We start from the raw sequence: 18,660 nt of genomic DNA, 5'->3' as shown, positions 1-18,660 counted from the left end.
CGCTCTCCTAACCGATGAGCTTCTCGATCGCGGGCAGGACGAAAGTGATGGCGAAGGCCACGGAGACGACCCACATGAGCGGGTGCACCTGCTTAGCCTTGCCGTGGAACACCTTGAGCAGCACGTAGCTGATGAAGCCAAGCCCGATGCCGTAGCTGATGTTGTAGGTCAGCGGGATGCCGACGATGGTCAGAAACGCCGGGAACGCCTCTTCAAGGTCGGTCCATGGGATGTCGCGCACCGTGCGCATCATGAGGAAGCCGACGACGATGAGCGCGCCTGCGGTGATGGGATACATGTAGTACGAGCCCTCGGGAACCGTGAACCCTGCGCCCGCGAGCTGCCCGAAGTGCACCGCGTTGCCCACGTCGTAGCCGCCGCCGATCATGGCGATCACAGGAGCGAAGAACGCGGAAAGCGCGAAGAGGACGCCGGTCACGATCGACATGAGCCCGGTGCGGCCGCCTTCCGCGACGCCTGCCGCGGACTCGATGTAGGTCGTGATCGAGCTCGCGCCGAACAGGCCGCCCACGCTTGCGGCGATCGAGTCGACGGTCAAGATGCTCCGGATCCCTGGGACCTTGCCGTTCTCGTCCACGAATCCTGCCTGCTCACCGATGGAGATGACGGTTCCCATGGTGTCGAAGAAGTCGGTGAGCATGATGGCGAAGACCATGAGGAGGAGCGACGGGGTGAAGACCTTGGCGAGCGCGATCGTCCCACCGTCCACCGTCTGGAACGGCGCGAAGAACGTGCTGAAGTCCAGCGGCGCGACGACGCCGCCCTTCGGCAGCGAGGTGACGCCCAAGATGAGCGCCGCTACGGTCGCTGTGACGATGCCCCACAGGATGTCGCCTTTGATTCGCAGCGCCATGAAGATGAGGATGGCGAGAAGCCTGATGAGGGTCACCCAGACGTACTTCTGCGTGAAGTCGCCGAGCGAGATCAGCGTCGCCGAGTTCGGCTGGATGATGCCGCCCTCATTGAGGCCGATGGTCGTGATGAACAGGCCGATGCCGACGCCGATCGCGCGCTTCAAGTCGATCGGGATGGCGTCCATGACCGCCTCGCGAAGGCCCGTGAGGACCAGGGCGAGGATGACGAGGCCCTCGACGAAGATGACGGCCATGCCGACTTGCCACGGCACGTTGGCCTGCTGGAAACCGATGACAGAGAAGGTCACGACAGCGTTCAGGCCCATGCCGGAGGCCAAGGCGAGCGGGCGGTTCGTGAACACTCCCATGCAGATGCACATCAGCGCCGCGCCGAGCGCGGTGGCGGTCGCAGCGCCAGCGAACGGGACCCCGGCCGCAGACAGGATGCCAGGGTTCACGAAGATGATGTACGCCATCGTCATGAACGTGGCGACGCCGGCAAGCACCTCCGTCTTGAGGTCGGTGCCTCGCTCCTTGAACTTGAAGAACTTCTCCATCGCACCAGTCCTTTCTGTTGGTCGTTCGTGTAGGTCACGCGATCTTGATCGAGTCCGCCGCGATGGTACTCACGTGTGCAGTCCTCACCCCCTCCAAGGCAGTCGGAGATGCGCTCGGCCATGTTATGTAAAGTACATGCGCCATCATCTGCCTGGTGACCTTCCGTTTCGGGCGTCGTCCAGATCATGGACCCACAGCGCACCGAGGTACGTGGCGCAGGGCAGTAGGCGGTCGTTGCCGAGCGCGTGCAGCAGATGGCGGGCGATCGGCGGCCGCAAGTCGAGCGACGCGAGCTCGTCGAGGGGAACGACGAGGACGGCGTCGACGGCCGGGTCGTGAGGTGTGAGGCTGTCCGTGGACGACAGCGGGCGTGCAGAGAAGGTCAGGTTGATGACGTGCCTGCTGCCGTCAGGGGCGATCGAGTCGTTCACGAGAAGAAGCTGCTCGACGGCGATGGGAAGCCCGATCTCCTCGAGCACCTCTCGTTCAAGGGCCTTATCGAGCGGCTCTCCCCACGCCACTCCTCCTCCCGGAAGCAGGGCGTACGAGGAGCCGTGCTTGTGTTGAGTGACGACGACGAGACCGCCGGGAGCGAGGATCGCAGCAGCGACGCGCACGCGCGGGGCCTCAGACGCCGGTGCTCCCAAAGCCCCCCTCCCCTCGCGTGGTCGAATCGAGCTCCACTGTCTCCACCAGGCGCACGGCAGCGACCTTCTGGATGACGAGCTGCGCGATCTTGTGGCCGCGCTTGATCTCGATGGGTTCAGTCGGGTCCAGGTTGATGGCGATGACCTTGATTTCGCCTCGATAGTGGCTGTCGATGAGGCCGGGGCTGTTGACCAGACCGAGGCCATGCTTGATCGCGAGTCCGCTCCGCGGTTGGACGAACCCCGCGTACCCCTCCGGTATCGCGACCGCGATGCCGGTAGGCACGAGTGCTCGCGCGAACGGAGCAAGCGTGACGTCTGCGGCTGCGTAGAGATCGAGCCCTGCGTCGCCCTCGTGAGCGTACGACGGGAGCGGCAGGTCTGGATCGAGGCGCTTGATGCGAAGATCCATCACCGCACGCCTCTCAGCGTCGTGGGGAGGTGCGCTTCGCAGCGCGAAGCGGCCTTCGTGAGTGCGTCTGCGCTGAAAGGCAAGACGGCCGCGGCGTCCGGATCGAGCGTCCGTTCAGGACGGAACTGCTGGATGACGTACCGCTCGCCGCCCGCGAGCGCGCGCGCGATGCGCGGGAAGTCTTCGATGGTGAGCGAACCCGGCCAGGCAGTGGTGCGGAACTCGTGCCGCACGCCCGAGCCGATGACGAGGTCGACGCTCCGCGCCACCGCCTCGGCTGAGCCTGCGACGCCGGTGAGCGCGTCGTAGCGCTCGGGCACGGTCTTCACGTCGAGCGCGACCATCTCGACGAGACGTTCTTCGAGGATGCGCTCGAGCACCTCGGGCCTGCTTCCGTTCGTGTCGAGCTTGACCGGAAGCCCCATGTCGCGAAGCGCGGCGAGGAGCTCCATCAGCCCCGGATCGGCCGTCGGCTCTCCCCCCGTGATGGCGACGCCGTCGATCCAGCCGCGACGTACGGCGAGAAGCTCCAAAAGCGGCGTGCTGTCCTGCGCAGAACCCGGAGCGACGAGGTCAGGGTTGTGGCAGTACGGGCATCGGAACGGACAGCCGCTCACGAACACGGTCGCCGCGATGCGGCCCGGCCAGTCCAGCATGCTCGCTGGCTGCCAGGCTGCGATCCGCAGTCTCGGAGCTGTCGTCGTCAGGCTCACGGCGGCCTTCCTAGTTCGCAAGGACAGCGCGGAGTTCGCTCGCATCAGGCGCTGTTCCCCGCCACGCGGCGACCTCACGTCCGGTCGAGTCGACGACGATGACCGTCGGCGTTGCCAGCACGCCGTGGAACGAGGCCTCGGCCAGCCCGTCGATCGAGTCGACGTCGTAGATCCTGAGCTGGTCGATGCCCTCGCACGCCCGTTTGGCTGCCGGGCAACGCGGGCAGTCTTCTTTCACGAACAGCTTGACTTCCACGCTTTGCACCCCTTCACGCGCTCGGCACGCCGGACAGGTCCGTGCGCACCCGGTCGTACAGCTCGGCCACCTTGCTGCGGTTCCAGGTCTGCACCTTGCTGAAGTAGCCGACGATACGCGTCACGCCGTAGACGTCGAGCGATCCGCACAGCGGGCACTGCGTCTTGAGCCCTCTGCTGGTGCGCTGGCAGGTCTCGCACACGGTGAACTCAGGGCTGAAGGCGATCTGCGCGCACTGCGTGTTGCGGAACGTCTTGACGACGAACGACTTGATGGCCTGCGGGTCCGGCTCGCTCTCTCCGAGCCAGACGTGCACGATGGCGCCCGCCTCGATGAGCGGGTGGAACCGCGACTGCTTCTCGACGCGCTCGATGTAGTCGATAGGCGCGTCCACGGCCAGGTGGACCGAATTCGTGTAGTAGCAGTGCCCGCTGGACGGGTCTCCTTTGATCGCGCGGGCGGCCTGCGTCGGCCAGTACTTCAGATCCAGCTTCGCGAGCCGATAGCCAGCGGACTCCGCCGGCGTCTCTTCGAGGACGAGGTTGATGCCGTACCGCTCGGAAAGCTCGCGGCACTTGAGGTTCATCGCCGCGACCACCTTCAGGCCGAACCGCAGCGCCTCGTCGGACTCGTGGAGCTGCTGGCCGGTGTGGACCTGCACGAGCTCGTTCAGTCCGATGAGCCCTGCGAGGTACGTGAGGCGGTCCATGTCGAGGTACGGCGAACCGTCCAGGTCGAGGGTGAGCAGACCGAGCGGGCCTTCCGCTCCGAGGTCCAGAAGTCCGCGGATGAACGCGCGCTTCTGGACGTGCGCCTTCGCGACGAGCTCGAGCGCCCGGTTGAGCTCCATGAACAGCGCCTGGTCGTTTCCGTTGGCTTTGTACGCGATGCGGGGCAGGTTGATCGTCACGTTCTGCAGCGCCGAGAAGCGCATCCGCTCCGGCGTGCTGGTCTCCTTGAGCTGCTCCTCGGAGAGCTTCAACTTGAGGCGGCAGCACTGTGAGACCGTGACCTCATCGCCCCGATCGAAGACGAAGTACGTGATGCCCTGCTTGCTTGCCACCGCGCACGCGAGGTCGAGGAACTCCTCGTGGCCCGGCGTGGTGAAGAAGTCCTCGTTGATATGCAGCAGCGGCTTCGGAAAGACGAACGTCTTGCCGTGTGCGTCGCCGCGCATGTAGACGTTGAACATGGCGCGCAAGAACGCCTGGGCCTCCTGCTCATAGTCCTTGTAGGTCTTGCCCGTGTACACGCCGCCCGGGCCGATGGCCGGCGTGTCGGCGAAGTGCCGCGGAACGTTGAAGTAGAGGTTGAAGTCGGTGAAGACGACCTGCGATCCGCGCGCGCCGGCGAGCTGGTTGAACTCGAAGATGAGCATCTGGGCCAGCTGGTCGAGCTCCTCGTCCGTCTTGCCGACAAGAAACGGCGCGAAGAAGATGTTGACGGCCTCCCAGCCGACGGCACCAGCGTAGTGCGCTTGGAGCGCGCTCGCCATCTTCACCATGTGGCCGATGAGCACCTCCGGATGTTTCGCGGGTCTGCTCACGCTCGTGATGTTCGGCAGCTTGAGCCCGTACTTCTTGATGTACTCGAGGCTGTGGCCGCCGCAGTACGGCCGGATGATGAAGCCGAGGTCGTGGATGTGGATGTCGCCCACGTAGTGCGCTTCGGCGACGTCTTCCGAGAACACCTTGCGCAGGGCGTACTCCTTGAGGATCGTCTCCGCGAGCGTCAGGTTGATCGACTCAGGGTTGTGGGTGGTGTTGCTGTTCTCCTTGTTGGCGTTCGTGATGATCTGTTCGACGTCCCACATCGGCAGGCCCAGGTGCGTATGGCGCTTGAGCGTGGTCGTCAGGCCGCGCTCGAGGAGCTCCAGGTCGACGAACTCGCGGATGATGGCCGTGGTGACCGTCAGGAGGTTCGTGCGGTCGATGCGGTCCTCGACGGCAAGCGCGATCTCCTCGGCGAGCGCCCGGTCGCAGCCGGTCTCCTTCACGAGCGAGTCTGCGATCTTCGAGCGGTCCCACGCGTCGATCTCTTGACGGGACGATGTGGCCACGAGGAGCGCGATGTCGGTCGTCTCCGCTGCCCGAGGGGCCGGCGCCGGCTTGATGACGTTGACTGTGCGTTCAAGAACCATTGCGACCTGCCTTCTGTGACGTCTTCTCCGTCCCGTGCGCCGAGCCAGAGCTCCGCTGTTTCGGCTCAACCAAGCTTCTTGAGCTCGGACGTGAACTCATCAAGGTCCTGGAACTGCTTGTACACGGACGCGAACCGGATGTACGCGACCTTGTCCAGCTCCAGGAGCCGCTTCAACACCATGTCTCCGAGGTCTTTGGCGCGGACCTCGTATCTGAACGAGTTGTGCAGCTCGGTCTCGATGTCGTCGATCAGCGCTTCGAGCTGCGCCGTGGTGACGTTGCGTTTGGCGGTGGCGACCACCAGCCCGCGCAGCAGCTTCCCGCGGTCGAACGGCTCGCGGCGCGAGTCCTTCTTGATGACCATGAGCGGCACGTCCTCGCGGCGCTCGTAGGTCGTGAACCGCTTCGCGCACTGAAGGCACTCGCGACGCCTTCGGATCGCGTCCCCCGACTCAGAGACCCGGGAGTCGACGACCCTCGTCTCTTCGTGACCGCAATACGGGCACCGCATCTGCCACCCCCACATCTAGGCCGCCTCCGAGACTAGCACACAAGATATTGCGTCGCAATGGCCAAGTCGGAATGCGTGCGGAGTTCACGACGGGCAGTGGCGAAACGGGCGCGTGCGGCAGGCATCACCTCGTCTCGTGCGGCCCGGAGCCGTCCCTGGAAGCGAGCTCGGACGCCTCCGCCACCCGGTCGCGGCCAGCATCGTCGCCGATGACGGGTATCGAGAGGGACTGCCCCGGCGAGAGGGACGCCGAGTGCAGCCCGTTCGCGGCGCGGATGGCGGCGACCTTCTCGGGAATCGTGTCGCCAGGCACAGCGCACCGTCGTGCGATCGACCACAGCGTGTCGCCCCGCTGCACGACGATCGTCACGCTCTTGACGTCCGTCGGAGGCGTTGCTGCGGCGCCCGCCGCGTGGACGATCGCAGCGATCAAGAGCGCGAGCGAGAGCACCGCCCCGAGCATCTCCAGCGTGACGGCGCATCGCGGCTCGCGCCTCGTCCTCGTGTGTTCCCTGCTCCTCATCCTCGGCTCCTGTGTCGTCGTGCGCATTCCACGCGTCATCGTACGGACGGGGTCTGACATCCATCGAACAGCCGTTCGATGGAAGCATACCGAACACGTGTTCGTATTGCAAGACGACATCGAACGCATGTTTGCATTCGTGCATGCAAGGCTGTAGACTAGGCGCGAGGGTCCCGAAGCAAGGGGGCGACATGGAGTATCAGCCACGGCTCACCCGGCGCCAGGAGCAGATCCTGGACTTCATCCGGGCCGAGATCCACCGCAAAGGGTATCCGCCGTCGGTCCGCGAGATCGGCGAAGCGGTCGGGTTGTCGTCCTCGTCCACCGTCCACGCTCATCTCGCGGCGCTGGAGAAGCACGGCTACATCCGGCGCGACCCGACCAAGCCGCGCGCGCTCGAAGTGCTCGATTTCCGGGACACCGAGCGCGGCGTGGATCCTCGGTCCGTGACGGCGGTACCGCTCGTGGGGTCGGTGGCCGCGGGGCAGCCGATTCTCGCCGCGGAGAACATCGAGGCCACGCTCCCCTTGCCCGCCGAGTTCGCAGGCGATTCCACCTTCATCCTGCGCGTGCGTGGGGACAGCATGGTCGAGGCGGGCATCCTCGACGGCGACTACGTGGTCGTGCGTCAGCAGCCTGCGGCGGACAACGGCGACATCGTCGTCGCGCTCATCGACGACGAAGCGACCGTCAAGCGGTTCTTCCGCGAACCGGACAGGATCCGGCTGCAGCCGGAGAACAGCACGATGGATCCGATCTACGTGCGCGAAGCGCGCATCCTCGGCAAGGTCGTGGCGCTCTTCCGTCGGCTCTAGCCCTGCTCCGCCTCACTGCGACGGAACGGCTCGAGACGGGCCGCAAGGTCGTGCGGAACGCGCGCGATGATGACGGTGCCATCAGGCGTGTGCTCCTCGGACACCACCGTGCCGCGCTCGTGCACCGCCGAGACGAGGTCGCCGCGCGAGAACGGCAGCGTGACCTTGATCGGCTCATCGAGCCGCGCGGCCTCCTGCGCAAGGCGCTCCACGAGGCGGTCGATCCCCTCCCCCGTGGCCGCCGCGATGAACACCGCGTTCGGCCACGCTGCAGCGAGCCGTGCGCGGCTTTCGGCTGAGAGCAGGTCGCACTTGTTGAAGACGAGCACCTGCCGCCGCTCGTTCGCGCCGATCTCCGTGAGCACCTCGTTGACGGCCGTGACACGCGCAGCAGCGTGCGGCGAGGACGCGTCCACGATGTGCAGCTGCAGATCGGCCTCCCTGGCCTCTAGCAGCGTCGATCGGAACGATTCCACGAGGCCGTGCGGCAGCTTGTTGATGAAACCGACGGTGTCGGTGATCGTGGCCTCCCTGCCCATCGGGAGCTCGAGCCGGCGCGTGGTGGCGTCGAGCGTCGCGAAGAGCTTGTCCTCCACCAACACGCCAGCGTCCGTGAGCGCATTCAAGACCGTCGACTTTCCCGCGTTGGTGTAGCCGACGAGCGCGATGCGGAACACGCCGGATCCCACGCGAGCGCGCCGCTGCGTCTCGCGGTGGCGAGCGATGGAGGCGATCTCGCGCTTGAGTTCGGCGATGCGCTTGCGGGTGAGCCGCCGGTCCGTCTCGAGCTGCGACTCGCCTGCACCGAAGCGCGCGCCTCTGCCGCCGCCAAGGCGCTCGCGCTCGAGGTGCTCCCACATGCCCTTCAATCGCGGCAGCTGGTATTCAAGACGCGCGAGCTCCACCTGCAGCTTGCCCTCGTAGCTGACGGCGTGCTGGGCGAAGATGTCGAGGATGAGCGCGGTGCGGTCGATGACGCGAACGTCGGGAAGCAGCCGCTCGAGGTTCGCCTGCTGGCTCGGCGTGAGCTCTTCGTCGAGCACGACGACGCCAGCGTTACGCTCCTTCGCCAACCGCGCGACCTCTTCGGCCTTGCCTGTGCCGATGAAGGTCTTCGCTTCCGGACGCGCGAGACGCTGCGTCACCGTGCCGACCACCTCGAGCCCTGCTGTATCTGCGAGGCGCGCAAGCTCGGCGAGGTCCTCTTCGATGTCCCACGCGTACGGACGCGCGTCTCCGACCCGTTCGACGCCGACCAAGACGGCGCGCTCCCGGCGTTCGTCCGTGGCAGGTTCGTATCCAGTGGCCCGTTCGGGCATCCGGTCCGTGTGCGACCCCCTCAGAGGGTGTTCTTGATGCGCTCGAGGGCCTCCTCGAGCCGGTCGTCAGGAGTGGTGAGGCTGATACGGACGTACCCCTCGCCGCTCGGTCCGTACGCGTTGCCGGGTGCCACGATCACGTTCGCCTCGTCGAGCACCTTCTCGGCGAATGTGGCGGAGGTGTACCCCTCGGGCACCCGCGCCCACACGTAGATGGTGGCCTTCGGGGTCTGCGCGTGAAGCCCGATGCGATGCAGGGTGTCGATGACGAGGTCTCGGCGACGCTGATACAGCGCGCAGAGCTCCTGGATCGAGTCCTGCGGCCCGAGCAGCGCCTCGATCGCGGCGTCTTGGATCGCGGTGAACACACCGGAATCGATGTTGCTCTTCACGGTGCCGAGCGCCTTGATCGCCTGAGCGTTGCCGGCGGCGAACGCCACACGCCAGCCGGTCATGTTGTACGCCTTCGACAGGCTGAACAGCTCGATGGCGACGTCCTTCGCTCCGGGCCGTTCCAGGATGCTCGGTGCGCGATACCCGTCGAACCCGATCTCGGAGTACGCGTTGTCGTGGATGAGGAGCAGGTCGTGCTCGCGCGCGAACGCGATAGCGCGATCGAAGTACTCCTCGGTCGCGATGGCTGAAGTGGGGTTGTTCGGGTAGCTCAGGAACATCATCTTCGCCTTCGCGAGCACCTCAGGCGGCGTGCTCTCGAAATCAGCGAGGAATCCGTTCTCTTCGGTCATCGGCATGAACCAGCTCTGCCCGCCCGAGAGGATGCCGCCGGTGTGGTACACGGGGTATCCAGCGCCCGGCACGAGCGTGTAGTCGCCCGGGTCGACGAACGCAAGGAAGACGTGCGCGATACCTTCCTTGCTGCCGATGAGTGCGAGGACTTCGGTGGCCGGGTCCACGTCGACGCCGAAGCGGCGTCGCATCCACTCGGCTGCCGCCTCGCGGTAGCGCTTGGCACCGAAGTACGAAGGGTACTGGTGGTTCTTCGGGTCGCGGATGGCGCGTGCCATAGCGTCCACGATGTGGTCCGGCGTCGGCGTGTCGGGGTCGCCGATGCCGAGCGAGATGACGTCGATGCCCTGCGCCTGCTTCGCCTCCTTCTTGCGGTCGATCTCGGCGAACAGGTACGGCGGGAGGTTCGCGATACGGGAAGCGGTTCTCACGGGCGTGACATCTCCTTCGTTGCTCGCATCGGCGCGTTCGGTCGGTCGAAGCCGGGTTGCGCGTAATGGTAGCAGAACCCGCTCACTCTTCGGCTATGTCGATCGCGCCAGAAAAGACGGTGGTCGCTGGGCCGGTCATATACACACGGTCGTCCTCGTGCCAGCGGACGACGAGCTCGCCGCCGGGCAGCTCGACGGTGGCGGAGCGGCCGGTGCGGCACGACAGCACCGCTGCCACGACCGTCGCGCACGCGCCCGTGCCGCACGCGAGCGTCTCGCCGACCCCCCGCTCCCAGACGCGCAGGCGGATGCGCGAGTCGTCCACCAGCTCGGCGAACTCGACGTTCGTGCGCTTCGGGAACGCGGGGTGCGTCTCCACGGCCGGGCCGACGGTGTCGACCGGCGCCGAGTCTACGTCGTCGACCCAGATCACGGCGTGCGGATTGCCCATCCCGACGGCGGTGATGCGGACCGTCCCCTGCGGCGTCTCGAGCGGGCAGTCGTATACCATGTCCCCAGGCAGGTCCACCGGCACGTCTTCAGGCGCCAGCGCAGGGACCCCCATGTCGACCGTGGCGACCGTCATGCGGCCGGCACCGTCCCGTTCGAAGGTGACGTGCTTCACGCCCGCGAGCGTCTCCACGGCGACGCGTGTCGCGTCCGCGGGCACGATGCCCGTGTCGACGGCGTGTTTCACCAGGCATCGGATGCCGTTGCCGCACATCTCGGCGAGCGAGCCGTCGGCGTTGAAGAAATGCATGTACAGGTCTGCGTCAGCGCGCATCGCGCGGCGCACGACGATGAGGCCGTCTGCGCCGACGCCGAAGTGCCGGTCGCAGATCCATTCCACCGCGGTCGGGTCGAGGTCCAGGCCCTCGTCGAGATCGTCGATCACGACGAAGTCGTTGCCGATACCGTGCATCTTCACGAATTCGAGCCGCATCGTTCCTCCTCGGCGTCGGTGTCGTGCGTGTCCGCTGATTCTACCAGCCGAAGCGCGTCGGCACGCACGTCTTCGGGCGACCGTCCGGTGACGTCGATCCAGCGGATGCGGGGGTCAGCGCGGAACCAGGTGAGCTGGCGTTTCGCGTAGCGACGGGTGGCCTGCCTGATGGCCGCTACGGCCTGGTCGAGCGGAGCGCCCTTTTCGATCACCGGCACGAGCTCTTTGTAGCCGATGGCCTGCCGTGCGGTGAGCGCTTCACGGTAGCCGCGCACGAGCAGCGCCCGGACCTCGTCGAGGAGCCCCGCTTCGAGCATCGCGTCAACGCGCGCGTCGATCGCGGCGTACAGGAGATCGCGTCGCATCACGAGGCCGATGAGCACCGTCGGGTAGACGCTCGTCCGCACGGAGAACCGCGACGCCTGTTCCGCGTATGAGACCCCGTGCGCGGCCATCTCGAGCGCGCGGACCGTCCGGCGGACGTTGTTGGGGTGGATGAGCGCGGCTGAGGCCGGGTCGATGCGTGCGAGGTGTGCGTGCAGCCCTTCTGCGCCGAGGCGTTCGGCGAGCGCCTCGATCTCTTCCCGCACAGGCGAGGCGATCTCGCCGGACGGGAAGCGCATGTCGTCGAGCGCAGCGCGGACGTACAGGCCCGTCCCGCCGCACAGCACGGGGACCCGGCCGCGGGCCACGATGTCGTCGATGGCTCGCCGGGCGTACTGCTGGTACATCGCGGCGGAAAACGGCGTCCCGGGATCGGCGAGGTCGATGCAGTGGTACGGCACGCGCCGCTCCGCCGGAGGCACTTTCGCGGTGCCGATGTCCATCCCGCGATAGACCTGCATCGAGTCGGCGCTCACGACCTCGCCGCCGATGCGCTCAGCGAGAGACTCGGCGAGCGCTGACTTGCCGACGCCGGTCGGACCGACCACCGCTATGACGCGTTGGATGCGCTGGCGCCCCGCAGTCCCTGCCATCACCGGTACCGGTCCACCTGGAAGCGTTCGAGACGGACGTGCTCGCCTGGCGCGATGCCGGCTTTGCGCATGGCGATCGCGACCTGCTGCTCGGGCGTGTCGACGCCCTCGAGGTCCGGGAGGAGGAGCCCGCGACGCCAGTCGGCGCTCACGATGACTCCGTAGCGCTTCGGGTCGAGGTCCGCAAACGAGCACGGCTCTGGCTCGTGCAGAACGTCTACGGAGATCTCCAGGTCGTCGAGCTCCTCAGGCGAAAGCGGCGGGAAGCGAGGATCAGCAGTCGCGGCCTGGATGGCGTTGTGGACGATCTCTTGCGCGAGCGTCGGCGCCGTGGGGGCGATGGTGCCGATGCACCCGCGAAGCTCGTGGCCGCGGTGGAGGCTCACGAACGCCCCGGCAGGCTTCGCGAGGAGCCCCTCTGCTGGCCCCGGGTCGATGACGCGCCTCGTGCGCACGTACGACTCGATGGCGCGACGCGCGAGCGCCACCGGCGGGGACTCCTCGTCGCCAGGCATCCCGCCGCGGACGCCGGCCTCGGGCGTGGCGAGCTCGTCGAGGAGCGCGGCGTCTCCCGCCACCGCGGTGAGGTAGCCGACGCCCCACGGGCCCTCGTACGCGAGGACGCGCGTGGCCGCGTTCGGCACGAAGCCGGAGAGCGTGACGAACGAGCGAAGCCCGCACTCTCCTGCTTCCTCCGCAAAGGCGAGGTCGGTGTTGGCGAGGTCGTCCAGGCGGCCGTGTTTGAGAGCATCGACGAGCATCGCGTCGAACACCGCGCCGCGGGGAGAGTATCCGGCAGGCGCGCTCGGTGTCAGGCGATGGCTGCAATCGCCGCTCGCGACGAAGGCCGCCCGGCGACCGAGGCGTTCGGCCGCTTCAGCGATGACGTTCCCGAACCGGCGGTGCTCGGCAAGCGGAAGCCACGACAACGAGAGCACGACCACGGGACAGCGGCCGTCAGGATCGAGGAAACTCATCGGCACAAGGTATCCGTGGTCGAGGACGCCGGGATGCAGCGCCGGATACCCTGCGCGGTCGATCACGGGGATGCCTGCGTCTGACGCGTCTTCGAGGATGGCGCTCGCGAGCGCTTCGTCGGTACGGGCGGCGATACGGACCTCCGGTGCGCGGAACTGCGCAAGCGAGCCCGCAACGCGCGGGGACGTCTCCACGACGAACGCGTCGGAGACCGCAGGAGCGTGCGGGGACATCACCACCAGCACGTCGGGGTCGAAACGCCGAAGCATCTGCGCGGTTTCACGCATCGCTGCAGCAGAGGCCTCGGTGACGCGCGCGTCCGCTCCGCCGACCTCGGGCACCATGATCGGCGGATGCGGCGCGATGACGCCGAAGAACCTGCGTGACATCGTGCTCACCTCCGGCACGAGCGTTCCCTAGCGGTGTTGATACCCAGCGACCCGGCCGACGAGGTGCCAGGCGTGCGCTTCGGTGACCTCCACGGGGACGAGCGTGCCGACGAGACGGTCCGGGTCTGCGTCGTCGGGCACAGGCGCGTGGACGAGCTTGTTGGTGCGCGTGCGCCCAGCGAGCATCGCAGCGTCGCGCTTCGAAGAGCCTTCGACGAGGACCTCCACCGTGGAGCCGACGAGGGCGAGGTTCTTCTCGAGCGCCGTACGCTGCACGATCTTCACGAGCCGGTCGAAGCGCTCCTGGGCGACATCGCGCGGGACTTCGTCTCCCATCGTGGCTGCTCGTGTGCCGGGGCGTGGCGAGTACAGGAAGGTGAAGAGCTGGTCGTAGCGGCAGCGGCGGACGAGGTCGAGCGTGTCTTCGAAGTCCTCGTCGGTTTCGCCCGGGAACCCGACGATGATGTCGCCTGAGAGCGCGAGTCCCGGTACCGCGGCGTACGCCCGCTCCACGGCTTCAAGGTACTGCTCTTTCGTGTAGCGGCGATTCATCGCCGTCAGGACGCGCGTCGAGCCGCTCTGCGCAGGCAGGTGCAGGTACTCGCACACGGCAGGCTCTTCAGCGATGGCGGCGAGGGTCTCGTCCGAGAGGTCTTTCGGGTGGCTCGTGACGAAGCGGACGCGCGCGACGCCGGTGCGCGCCACGGCCCGCAGGACCTCCGCGAAGCGCGGCGTGCCGTAGAGGTCGCGACCGTACGAGTTCACGTTCTGACCGAGGAGCGTGATCTCGACGACCCCATCGTTCACGAGGCGCTCCGCTTCGGCCACGACGTCCTCGAACGGCCGGGAGCGCTCACGTCCTCTCGTGTGCGGCACGATGCAGTACGAACAGAAGTTGTCGCATCCGACTGCGATGGGAAGCCACGCGTGCCAGCGGGTCTCACGGATCGACGGCGTTGCCTCGAGGTCGCGCCTCTGCGAGTCCGGCACGGCCGCCACGCGCCCGCGCGAGTCCGCCGCGCGCCGGACAAGGTCCGCGATCTCCGCGACATTGTGGGTGCCGAAGACGACGTCGACGTGCGGGAGGAGCGCGAAGAGGCGCTCCTTCTCGTGCTGCGCAACGCAGCCGCCGACGGCGATGACGAGGTCCGGGTTCGCGGCCTTGAGCGGTTTGAGGGTCGCGACCTGGCCGCGGAGGCGCTCCTCGGCGCCCTCGCGGACGGCGCAGGTGTTGAAGACGATGACGTCAGCGCGGCGCAGGTCGTCGACGGGTTCGAGGCCGAGCTCGGACTCGAGCAGCCCGGCGATGTGCTCAGAGTCGTGCTTGTTCATCTGGCAGCCGAACGTCACGATGTGGTAGGTCTGCACAGCTCACACTCCCTGGTCGTGGCAGGCTCGTGACTCGGCTCGCGCCACGATCTCGGCGATGACGGTGTCGGGGGCGTCTCCTGCGCCGAGGCGCGCCGTGTCACCGGGGTGGCCGTGGAAGTCCGAGCCGCCCGTCGCGACGAGGCCGCGGTCCATCGCGAGCCGAGCGAGCGCGAGGCGCTGCTCATGGGTGTGCTGCGCGTGGTATGCTTCGATGCCGTCGAGGCCGGCGGCGATGAGGGTGTCGATGAGGTCGAGCACGCCGCTCACCGCAGGGTGCGCGATGACTGCGAGGCCTCCCGCTTCGTGCACGAGGTCGATGACGGCGGCGGCATCGGGGACGTCTTTCGGCACGTAGTGCGGCCGCCCGCGCCCGATGAGCTCGGTGAAGGCAGCGCCTACGGACGGGACAGCGCCGTTGTCGACCAGCGCGAGCGCCACGTGGGTGCGCCCCACGGACCCTCCGTTCGCGTGCGCGAGCACGGCGTCCATCGAGATTGGAAAGCCCGCCGATGCGAGCGAGGCGACCATGCGTTCCGCTCGCCGCACGCGCTCCGCGCGCTGGTCCGACAAGAACCGCTGGAGCGAGCCCGAGTGCGGGTCGATGCAGTACCCGAGCACGTGCACCGAACGGCCGTCGTCCGCGCGCGCGGAGAGCTCCACTGCTGGGAGGACGCGCAGACCGCCTCGCCGCTTCGCTTCTGCGCGCGCCGCAGCAACCGAACCGACGCTGTCGTGGTCGGCGATCGCCATCGCGACAAGCCCGGCGTATGCCCCCATCTGGACGAGCGTTGCGGCGTCGTATGCTCCGTCGGAGGCGATGCTGTGTATGTGCAGGTCGACCGCCATCGCGGTTCGGAAGCGCTAGCCGTGACGCGCTGCGCGCGGCTCGACGAGGAGGCGGATCGCAGTGCGCTCCTCGCCGTTGATCTCGATGTCGGCGAACGCCGGCGTGCACACGAGGTCCTGGCCCATTGGAGCGACGAACCCTCGGGCGATGGCTACGGCCTTGATCGCCTGGTTCAGCGCGCCAGCACCGACGGTTTGGATCTCGACAGCTCCGTGTTCGCGGATGACGCCCGCAAGCGCGCCTGCGACGGAATTGGGGCTGGACTTGCTGGAGACCTTGAGGACTTCCACGTGCGCCTCCTGCTGCATCGATCGTATGGTCTCGCTACGGCGTGGGCTGCGATGTTCGAGCGTGGCGACTGGTTCTTGGGGCACATAGAGTATACCGTCAGACCGGGCAGGCCCGCCACGGTCCTATTCGTCCTTCTCGATGAGGAAGCGGACCCGGATCTCGTCGCCCAAGACCTTCACCTTCGGGTCACCTTTGAGGCGAAGGTAGTACCGCTCCGCGAGGACGTCGAAGGCTTCCTCCAGTTCGGCGGCGAACGCCGCTAGGTCGTGCGCTGCGATCTTGAGAGAGCGGCGGTCGCGGTAGATGTCAGGGCGCGCCTGCGCAGGCGTTCGGGGCCGTGGCGCGACGGCGTCCAAGACGCACGGCAGCGGGTCGATCTCGCCAGCAAGGATGCGGTGCGCGGAGCGCTCGGAGATCTCCAGCCCGATGTCGCAGCACACCTCGGCGAGCTCTTCGGCGTCCGCGCACACGGCGGGACGCTGCCAGATGGGGACGGCGGAAGGATCATCGCAGAACAGCAGGTCGCTTGGCTCGAGCACGGATCGCGCGACAGAAGCGAGCGTAGCGACGATCTCGACGACCGAGCCCAGGTAGACCTCGACCTCGGGGTGCTCGCACGAGAACTCGGTGACGCGGCGAGCGATGTTGTGCGGGCCGCGGACGACGTGCAGGTTGCCAGCCTCGTCAGGCTCGACGTCGGGCCACGAGGACTGATCAGCGCGCTCGAGCAGATGCGTCAGGTCGGCTGTGACCGATATCGCGCACCCTTTGTGCGGCGCCGAGCACGCGATGCGCGCGGTGCGTGCGTTGGAGCGGACCGAGAACAGCGCCATGCCCCTGCCGTGGACCCCCCAGCGGTCGACGACCATGGTCTCGAGCTTGCTCGTGACGCGCGGCTCGAAGACGGCCTCGTGCAGATGCTCCGGGATGCCGACGCCGTCGTCGATGACCGTCATGCGTCGCTCGTCCCCCTCGCGGGTCGTGGCGACGAAGATGCGCTGCGCGTGCGCGTCGCGGGCGTTGCGGAGGAGCTCGACGACGACGTCTTCGACGCTGCGGATGTCGTGCTTGGCCTGCCGCCGCTCAGCCTCGGAGACCTTGAGCCGGACGAATCCGTCGCCCAAGGTCTCCTCGACTTTGAGGTATGCGTCTCCAGAGACTGACGAAACGAACTCTATGAGCCGCTCCGCATCGTCGCTCATCGCGCGTGCACCGTTCTACTTCGCGTACTCGACGGCCCGGCTCTCCCGGATGACCATGACCTTGATCTGGCCGGGGTACTGCAGCTCTTCTTCGATCTGCTTCGCGATCTCGCGAGCCAGCACCGTGGATTCGGCATCGGAGATCTCGTCCGGTTTGACCATGACGCGGATCTCCCGGCCCGCCTGCATCGCGTACGACTTCTCCACGCCCTTATGGGACTCAGCGATCTTCTCGAGCTTCTCGAGGCGCTTGATGTAGCTCTCGAGCGTCTCGCGGCGGGCGCCCGGACGTGACGCCGAGACAGCGTCAGCGGCCTGGACGATGACGGCCTCCACCGTGGCCGGCTCCACGTCGGCGTGGTGTGCTTCGATGCAGTGGACCACTTCCGGAGACTCGCCCAAGCGTCGAGCGAGGTCGGCTCCGATCGTGGCGTGCGGACCTTCGATCTCGTGGTCGATCGCCTTGCCGATGTCGTGCAGGAGGCCGGCTCGCTTGGCGATCTTCGGGTCCACGCCGAGCTCGCTCGCGATGACGCTTGCGAGGTACGCGACCTCGAGCGAGTGCTTGAGGACGTTCTGGCCGTACGAGGTGCGGAACTTGAGGCGCCCGAGCGTGCGCACGAGGTCTGCGTGCAGGTTCGGGATCCCGACCTCGAGCGCGGCCGCCTCGCCAGCGTCGCGGACCTGCTGCTCGACGAGCGCTGTCGCCTTGGCGAACATCTCTTCGATCCGTGCGGGATGGATGCGACCGTCGGCGATGAGTCCCTCGAGCGTCACGCGACCGATCTCGCGACGCACTGGATCGAACGACGACAGGATGACGGCTTCGGGCGTGTCGTCGATGATGAGGTTGATGCCGGTGAGCTGCTCGAAGGCGCGGATGTTGCGGCCCTCGCGTCCGATGAGCCTGCCCTTCAGGTCATCGGACGGGATGTGCACGACGGACACTGTCGACTCAGCGGTGTGGTCGGCTGCGACACGCTGGATCGCGATGCTCACGATGTTGCGCGCCTTGCGCTCGGCTTCCTCGCGGGCCCGGGTCTCGGCCTCGCGGATGATCATCGCAGCGTCGTGCGTCACGTCCTGGCGGATGCGCTCCAGGAGCACTTGGCGTGCCTGCTCGGTCGTCATGCCTGCCAGGGCCTCGAGGCGTTCGCGCTCCTGAGCGATGGCTTCCTGGAGGTCCTTCTCCATCTTCTGGACCTGGCCCTGCATGCTGGAGAGCTGGTGCTCGCGCTTGTCGAGGGCCTCGGCGCGGCGCTCGAGGGCCTCCTCGCGCTTCATCAGGCGGTTCTCAAGGGCGGCGAGCTCCTTGCGGCGCTCGTTGCTCTCCTCCTCGGCCTGAGCCTTCATCTTGAAGATCTCGTCCTTGGCCTCGAGGAGCATCTCCTTCTTGGCCGTTTCGGCCTGGCGCTTCGCGTCTTCGAGGAGCCGTTCGGCGGATTCGCGGGAGCGCGCAATCGCGTCGGAGACGAAGTAGCGGTGAGCCAGGTAGCCGATAGCCACGCCGAGGACGAGGGAGACGATGATGTACACGAAGACCATGTGTCCCCTCCTTCCATTCGCGTCGAACGATGCGGGCGCGTGGGCTCTGTGCTGTGCGCGCGGCCTGCGCCGGAAGGGAGGGGTGCGATCTCCCCATCTCGACCGGTCAGCGCCGGACGCCCGTGCGCCCGGCAAGTGCGATGGAACACATGAGGACTCGGCTCGACGC

The 18,660-nt window shown here is 67.1% G+C and carries 19 protein-coding genes; 1 reads left to right on the top strand and 18 read right to left on the bottom strand.

All coding sequences use genetic code 11. From position 1 onward, the window contains the following. Positions 1-7 precede the first annotated feature (7 nt). The 8 genes from MX659_RS08610 to MX659_RS08575 form a co-directional block, all read right to left on the bottom strand. Complete coding sequence (locus tag MX659_RS08610; protein ID WP_267193081.1) at positions 8-1,432, bottom strand: NCS2 family permease; 1,425 nt, start codon at positions 1,430-1,432, stop codon at positions 8-10. A 144-nt stretch (positions 1,433-1,576) separates the two neighbouring features. After that, positions 1,577-2,080, bottom strand: a complete 504-nt coding sequence (locus tag MX659_RS08605) for an NUDIX domain-containing protein (protein ID WP_267193080.1) — start codon at positions 2,078-2,080, stop codon at positions 1,577-1,579. Beyond that, a complete protein-coding gene (dut, locus tag MX659_RS08600) occupies positions 2,061-2,492 on the bottom strand; it encodes a dUTP diphosphatase (RefSeq protein ID WP_267193079.1) in 432 nt (143 codons plus the stop codon). Before dut ends, MX659_RS08605 begins: the two co-directional genes overlap by 20 nt. Further along, positions 2,492-3,205 carry an anaerobic ribonucleoside-triphosphate reductase activating protein gene (locus MX659_RS08595; RefSeq protein ID WP_267193078.1) on the bottom strand — a complete coding sequence of 238 codons (714 nt, stop codon included), beginning with the start codon at positions 3,203-3,205 and terminating at the stop codon, positions 2,492-2,494. The genes dut and MX659_RS08595 overlap by 1 nt, the downstream gene beginning before the upstream one ends. Before the next feature lie 10 nt (positions 3,206-3,215). Next, positions 3,216-3,461 carry a thioredoxin family protein gene (locus MX659_RS08590; RefSeq protein WP_267193077.1) on the bottom strand — a complete coding sequence of 82 codons (246 nt, stop codon included), beginning with the start codon at positions 3,459-3,461 and terminating at the stop codon, positions 3,216-3,218. Between the two features lie 13 nt (positions 3,462-3,474). Continuing rightward, on the bottom strand, positions 3,475-5,601 hold the full coding sequence (nrdD, locus tag MX659_RS08585) for an anaerobic ribonucleoside-triphosphate reductase (RefSeq protein WP_267193076.1): 2,127 nt from the start codon (positions 5,599-5,601) through the stop codon (positions 3,475-3,477). Positions 5,602-5,666: 65 nt separating this feature from the next. Beyond that, positions 5,667-6,113 (bottom strand): transcriptional regulator NrdR, encoded by a 447-nt coding sequence (nrdR, locus tag MX659_RS08580; protein WP_267193118.1) that lies wholly within the window; start codon positions 6,111-6,113, stop codon positions 5,667-5,669. 124 nt (positions 6,114-6,237) lie between these two features. Continuing rightward, positions 6,238-6,636: a LysM peptidoglycan-binding domain-containing protein gene (locus MX659_RS08575; protein ID WP_267193075.1), complete on the bottom strand. Its 399-nt coding sequence runs from the start codon at positions 6,634-6,636 to the stop codon at positions 6,238-6,240. Positions 6,637-6,827: 191 nt separating this feature from the next. Between MX659_RS08575 and lexA the strand changes: the two genes are divergently transcribed. Next, positions 6,828-7,451: a transcriptional repressor LexA gene (lexA, locus tag MX659_RS08570; RefSeq protein WP_267193074.1), complete on the top strand. Its 624-nt coding sequence runs from the start codon at positions 6,828-6,830 to the stop codon at positions 7,449-7,451. Here the strand turns inward: lexA and hflX are convergent. From hflX to rny, 10 genes are all read right to left on the bottom strand, one after another. Beyond that, positions 7,448-8,770 (bottom strand): GTPase HflX, encoded by a 1,323-nt coding sequence (hflX, locus tag MX659_RS08565; protein ID WP_267193073.1) that lies wholly within the window; start codon positions 8,768-8,770, stop codon positions 7,448-7,450. The genes lexA and hflX overlap by 4 nt on opposite strands. A 20-nt stretch (positions 8,771-8,790) precedes the next feature. Then, entirely contained in the window at positions 8,791-9,948 is a 1,158-nt protein-coding gene (locus MX659_RS08560) for an LL-diaminopimelate aminotransferase (RefSeq protein ID WP_267193072.1), read from the bottom strand. 82 nt (positions 9,949-10,030) lie between these two features. Further along, positions 10,031-10,891, bottom strand: coding sequence for a diaminopimelate epimerase (dapF, locus tag MX659_RS08555; protein WP_267193071.1), 861 nt, complete (start codon positions 10,889-10,891; stop codon positions 10,031-10,033). Then, the gene (gene miaA, locus MX659_RS08550; protein WP_267193070.1) at positions 10,873-11,868 is read right to left on the bottom strand and encodes a tRNA (adenosine(37)-N6)-dimethylallyltransferase MiaA; all 996 of its coding nucleotides are present in this window, start codon (positions 11,866-11,868) and stop codon (positions 10,873-10,875) included. Before miaA ends, dapF begins: the two co-directional genes overlap by 19 nt. Beyond that, positions 11,868-13,235, bottom strand: a complete 1,368-nt coding sequence (gene amrA, locus MX659_RS08545; protein WP_267193069.1) for an AmmeMemoRadiSam system protein A — start codon at positions 13,233-13,235, stop codon at positions 11,868-11,870. Before amrA ends, miaA begins: the two co-directional genes overlap by 1 nt. A gap of 27 nt (positions 13,236-13,262) precedes the next feature. Further along, a complete protein-coding gene (gene miaB, locus MX659_RS08540; protein ID WP_267193068.1) occupies positions 13,263-14,603 on the bottom strand; it encodes a tRNA (N6-isopentenyl adenosine(37)-C2)-methylthiotransferase MiaB in 1,341 nt (446 codons plus the stop codon). A gap of 3 nt (positions 14,604-14,606) precedes the next feature. Beyond that, positions 14,607-15,452 carry a PHP domain-containing protein gene (locus tag MX659_RS08535; protein WP_267193067.1) on the bottom strand — a complete coding sequence of 282 codons (846 nt, stop codon included), beginning with the start codon at positions 15,450-15,452 and terminating at the stop codon, positions 14,607-14,609. A 15-nt stretch (positions 15,453-15,467) separates the two neighbouring features. Further along, entirely contained in the window at positions 15,468-15,743 is a 276-nt protein-coding gene (locus MX659_RS08530) for a stage V sporulation protein S (RefSeq protein ID WP_267193066.1), read from the bottom strand. A gap of 123 nt (positions 15,744-15,866) precedes the next feature. Continuing rightward, positions 15,867-16,946 (bottom strand): ATP-binding protein, encoded by a 1,080-nt coding sequence (locus MX659_RS08525; protein ID WP_267193065.1) that lies wholly within the window; start codon positions 16,944-16,946, stop codon positions 15,867-15,869. A gap of 15 nt (positions 16,947-16,961) precedes the next feature. Continuing rightward, a complete protein-coding gene (gene rny, locus MX659_RS08520) occupies positions 16,962-18,491 on the bottom strand; it encodes a ribonuclease Y (RefSeq protein WP_267193064.1) in 1,530 nt (509 codons plus the stop codon). Between the last annotated feature and the right edge of the window lie 169 nt (positions 18,492-18,660).

This window comes from Parvivirga hydrogeniphila, assembly GCF_023371205.1.
In the GTDB taxonomy this organism is placed as follows: Bacteria; Actinomycetota; Coriobacteriia; order Anaerosomatales; family Anaerosomataceae; genus Parvivirga; species Parvivirga hydrogeniphila.
The sequence above is the reverse complement of the archived record's forward strand: the minus strand, read 5'-3'. Positions and strand labels throughout refer to the sequence as shown.

Bases quoted from the DNA above. Each gene is read 5' to 3' on its own strand.
- lexA (WP_267193074.1), top strand. From the start codon at position 6,828: ATGGAGTATCAGCCACGGCTCACCCGGCGCCAGGAGCAGATCCTGGAC.
- nrdR (WP_267193118.1), bottom strand. From the start codon at position 6,113: ATGCGGTGCCCGTATTGCGGTCACGAAGAGACGAGGGTCGTCGACTCC.
- hflX (WP_267193073.1), bottom strand. From the start codon at position 8,770: ATGCCCGAACGGGCCACTGGATACGAACCTGCCACGGACGAACGCCGG.
- MX659_RS08535 (WP_267193067.1), bottom strand. From the start codon at position 15,452: ATGGCGGTCGACCTGCACATACACAGCATCGCCTCCGACGGAGCATAC.
- MX659_RS08610 (WP_267193081.1), bottom strand. From the start codon at position 1,432: ATGGAGAAGTTCTTCAAGTTCAAGGAGCGAGGCACCGACCTCAAGACG.
- MX659_RS08525 (WP_267193065.1), bottom strand. From the start codon at position 16,946: ATGAGCGACGATGCGGAGCGGCTCATAGAGTTCGTTTCGTCAGTCTCT.
- amrA (WP_267193069.1), bottom strand. From the start codon at position 13,235: ATGTCACGCAGGTTCTTCGGCGTCATCGCGCCGCATCCGCCGATCATG.
- miaA (WP_267193070.1), bottom strand. From the start codon at position 11,868: ATGGCAGGGACTGCGGGGCGCCAGCGCATCCAACGCGTCATAGCGGTG.
- MX659_RS08575 (WP_267193075.1), bottom strand. From the start codon at position 6,636: ATGAGGAGCAGGGAACACACGAGGACGAGGCGCGAGCCGCGATGCGCC.
- dut (WP_267193079.1), bottom strand. From the start codon at position 2,492: ATGGATCTTCGCATCAAGCGCCTCGATCCAGACCTGCCGCTCCCGTCG.
- rny (WP_267193064.1), bottom strand. From the start codon at position 18,491: ATGGTCTTCGTGTACATCATCGTCTCCCTCGTCCTCGGCGTGGCTATC.
- dapF (WP_267193071.1), bottom strand. From the start codon at position 10,891: ATGCGGCTCGAATTCGTGAAGATGCACGGTATCGGCAACGACTTCGTC.
- nrdD (WP_267193076.1), bottom strand. From the start codon at position 5,601: ATGGTTCTTGAACGCACAGTCAACGTCATCAAGCCGGCGCCGGCCCCT.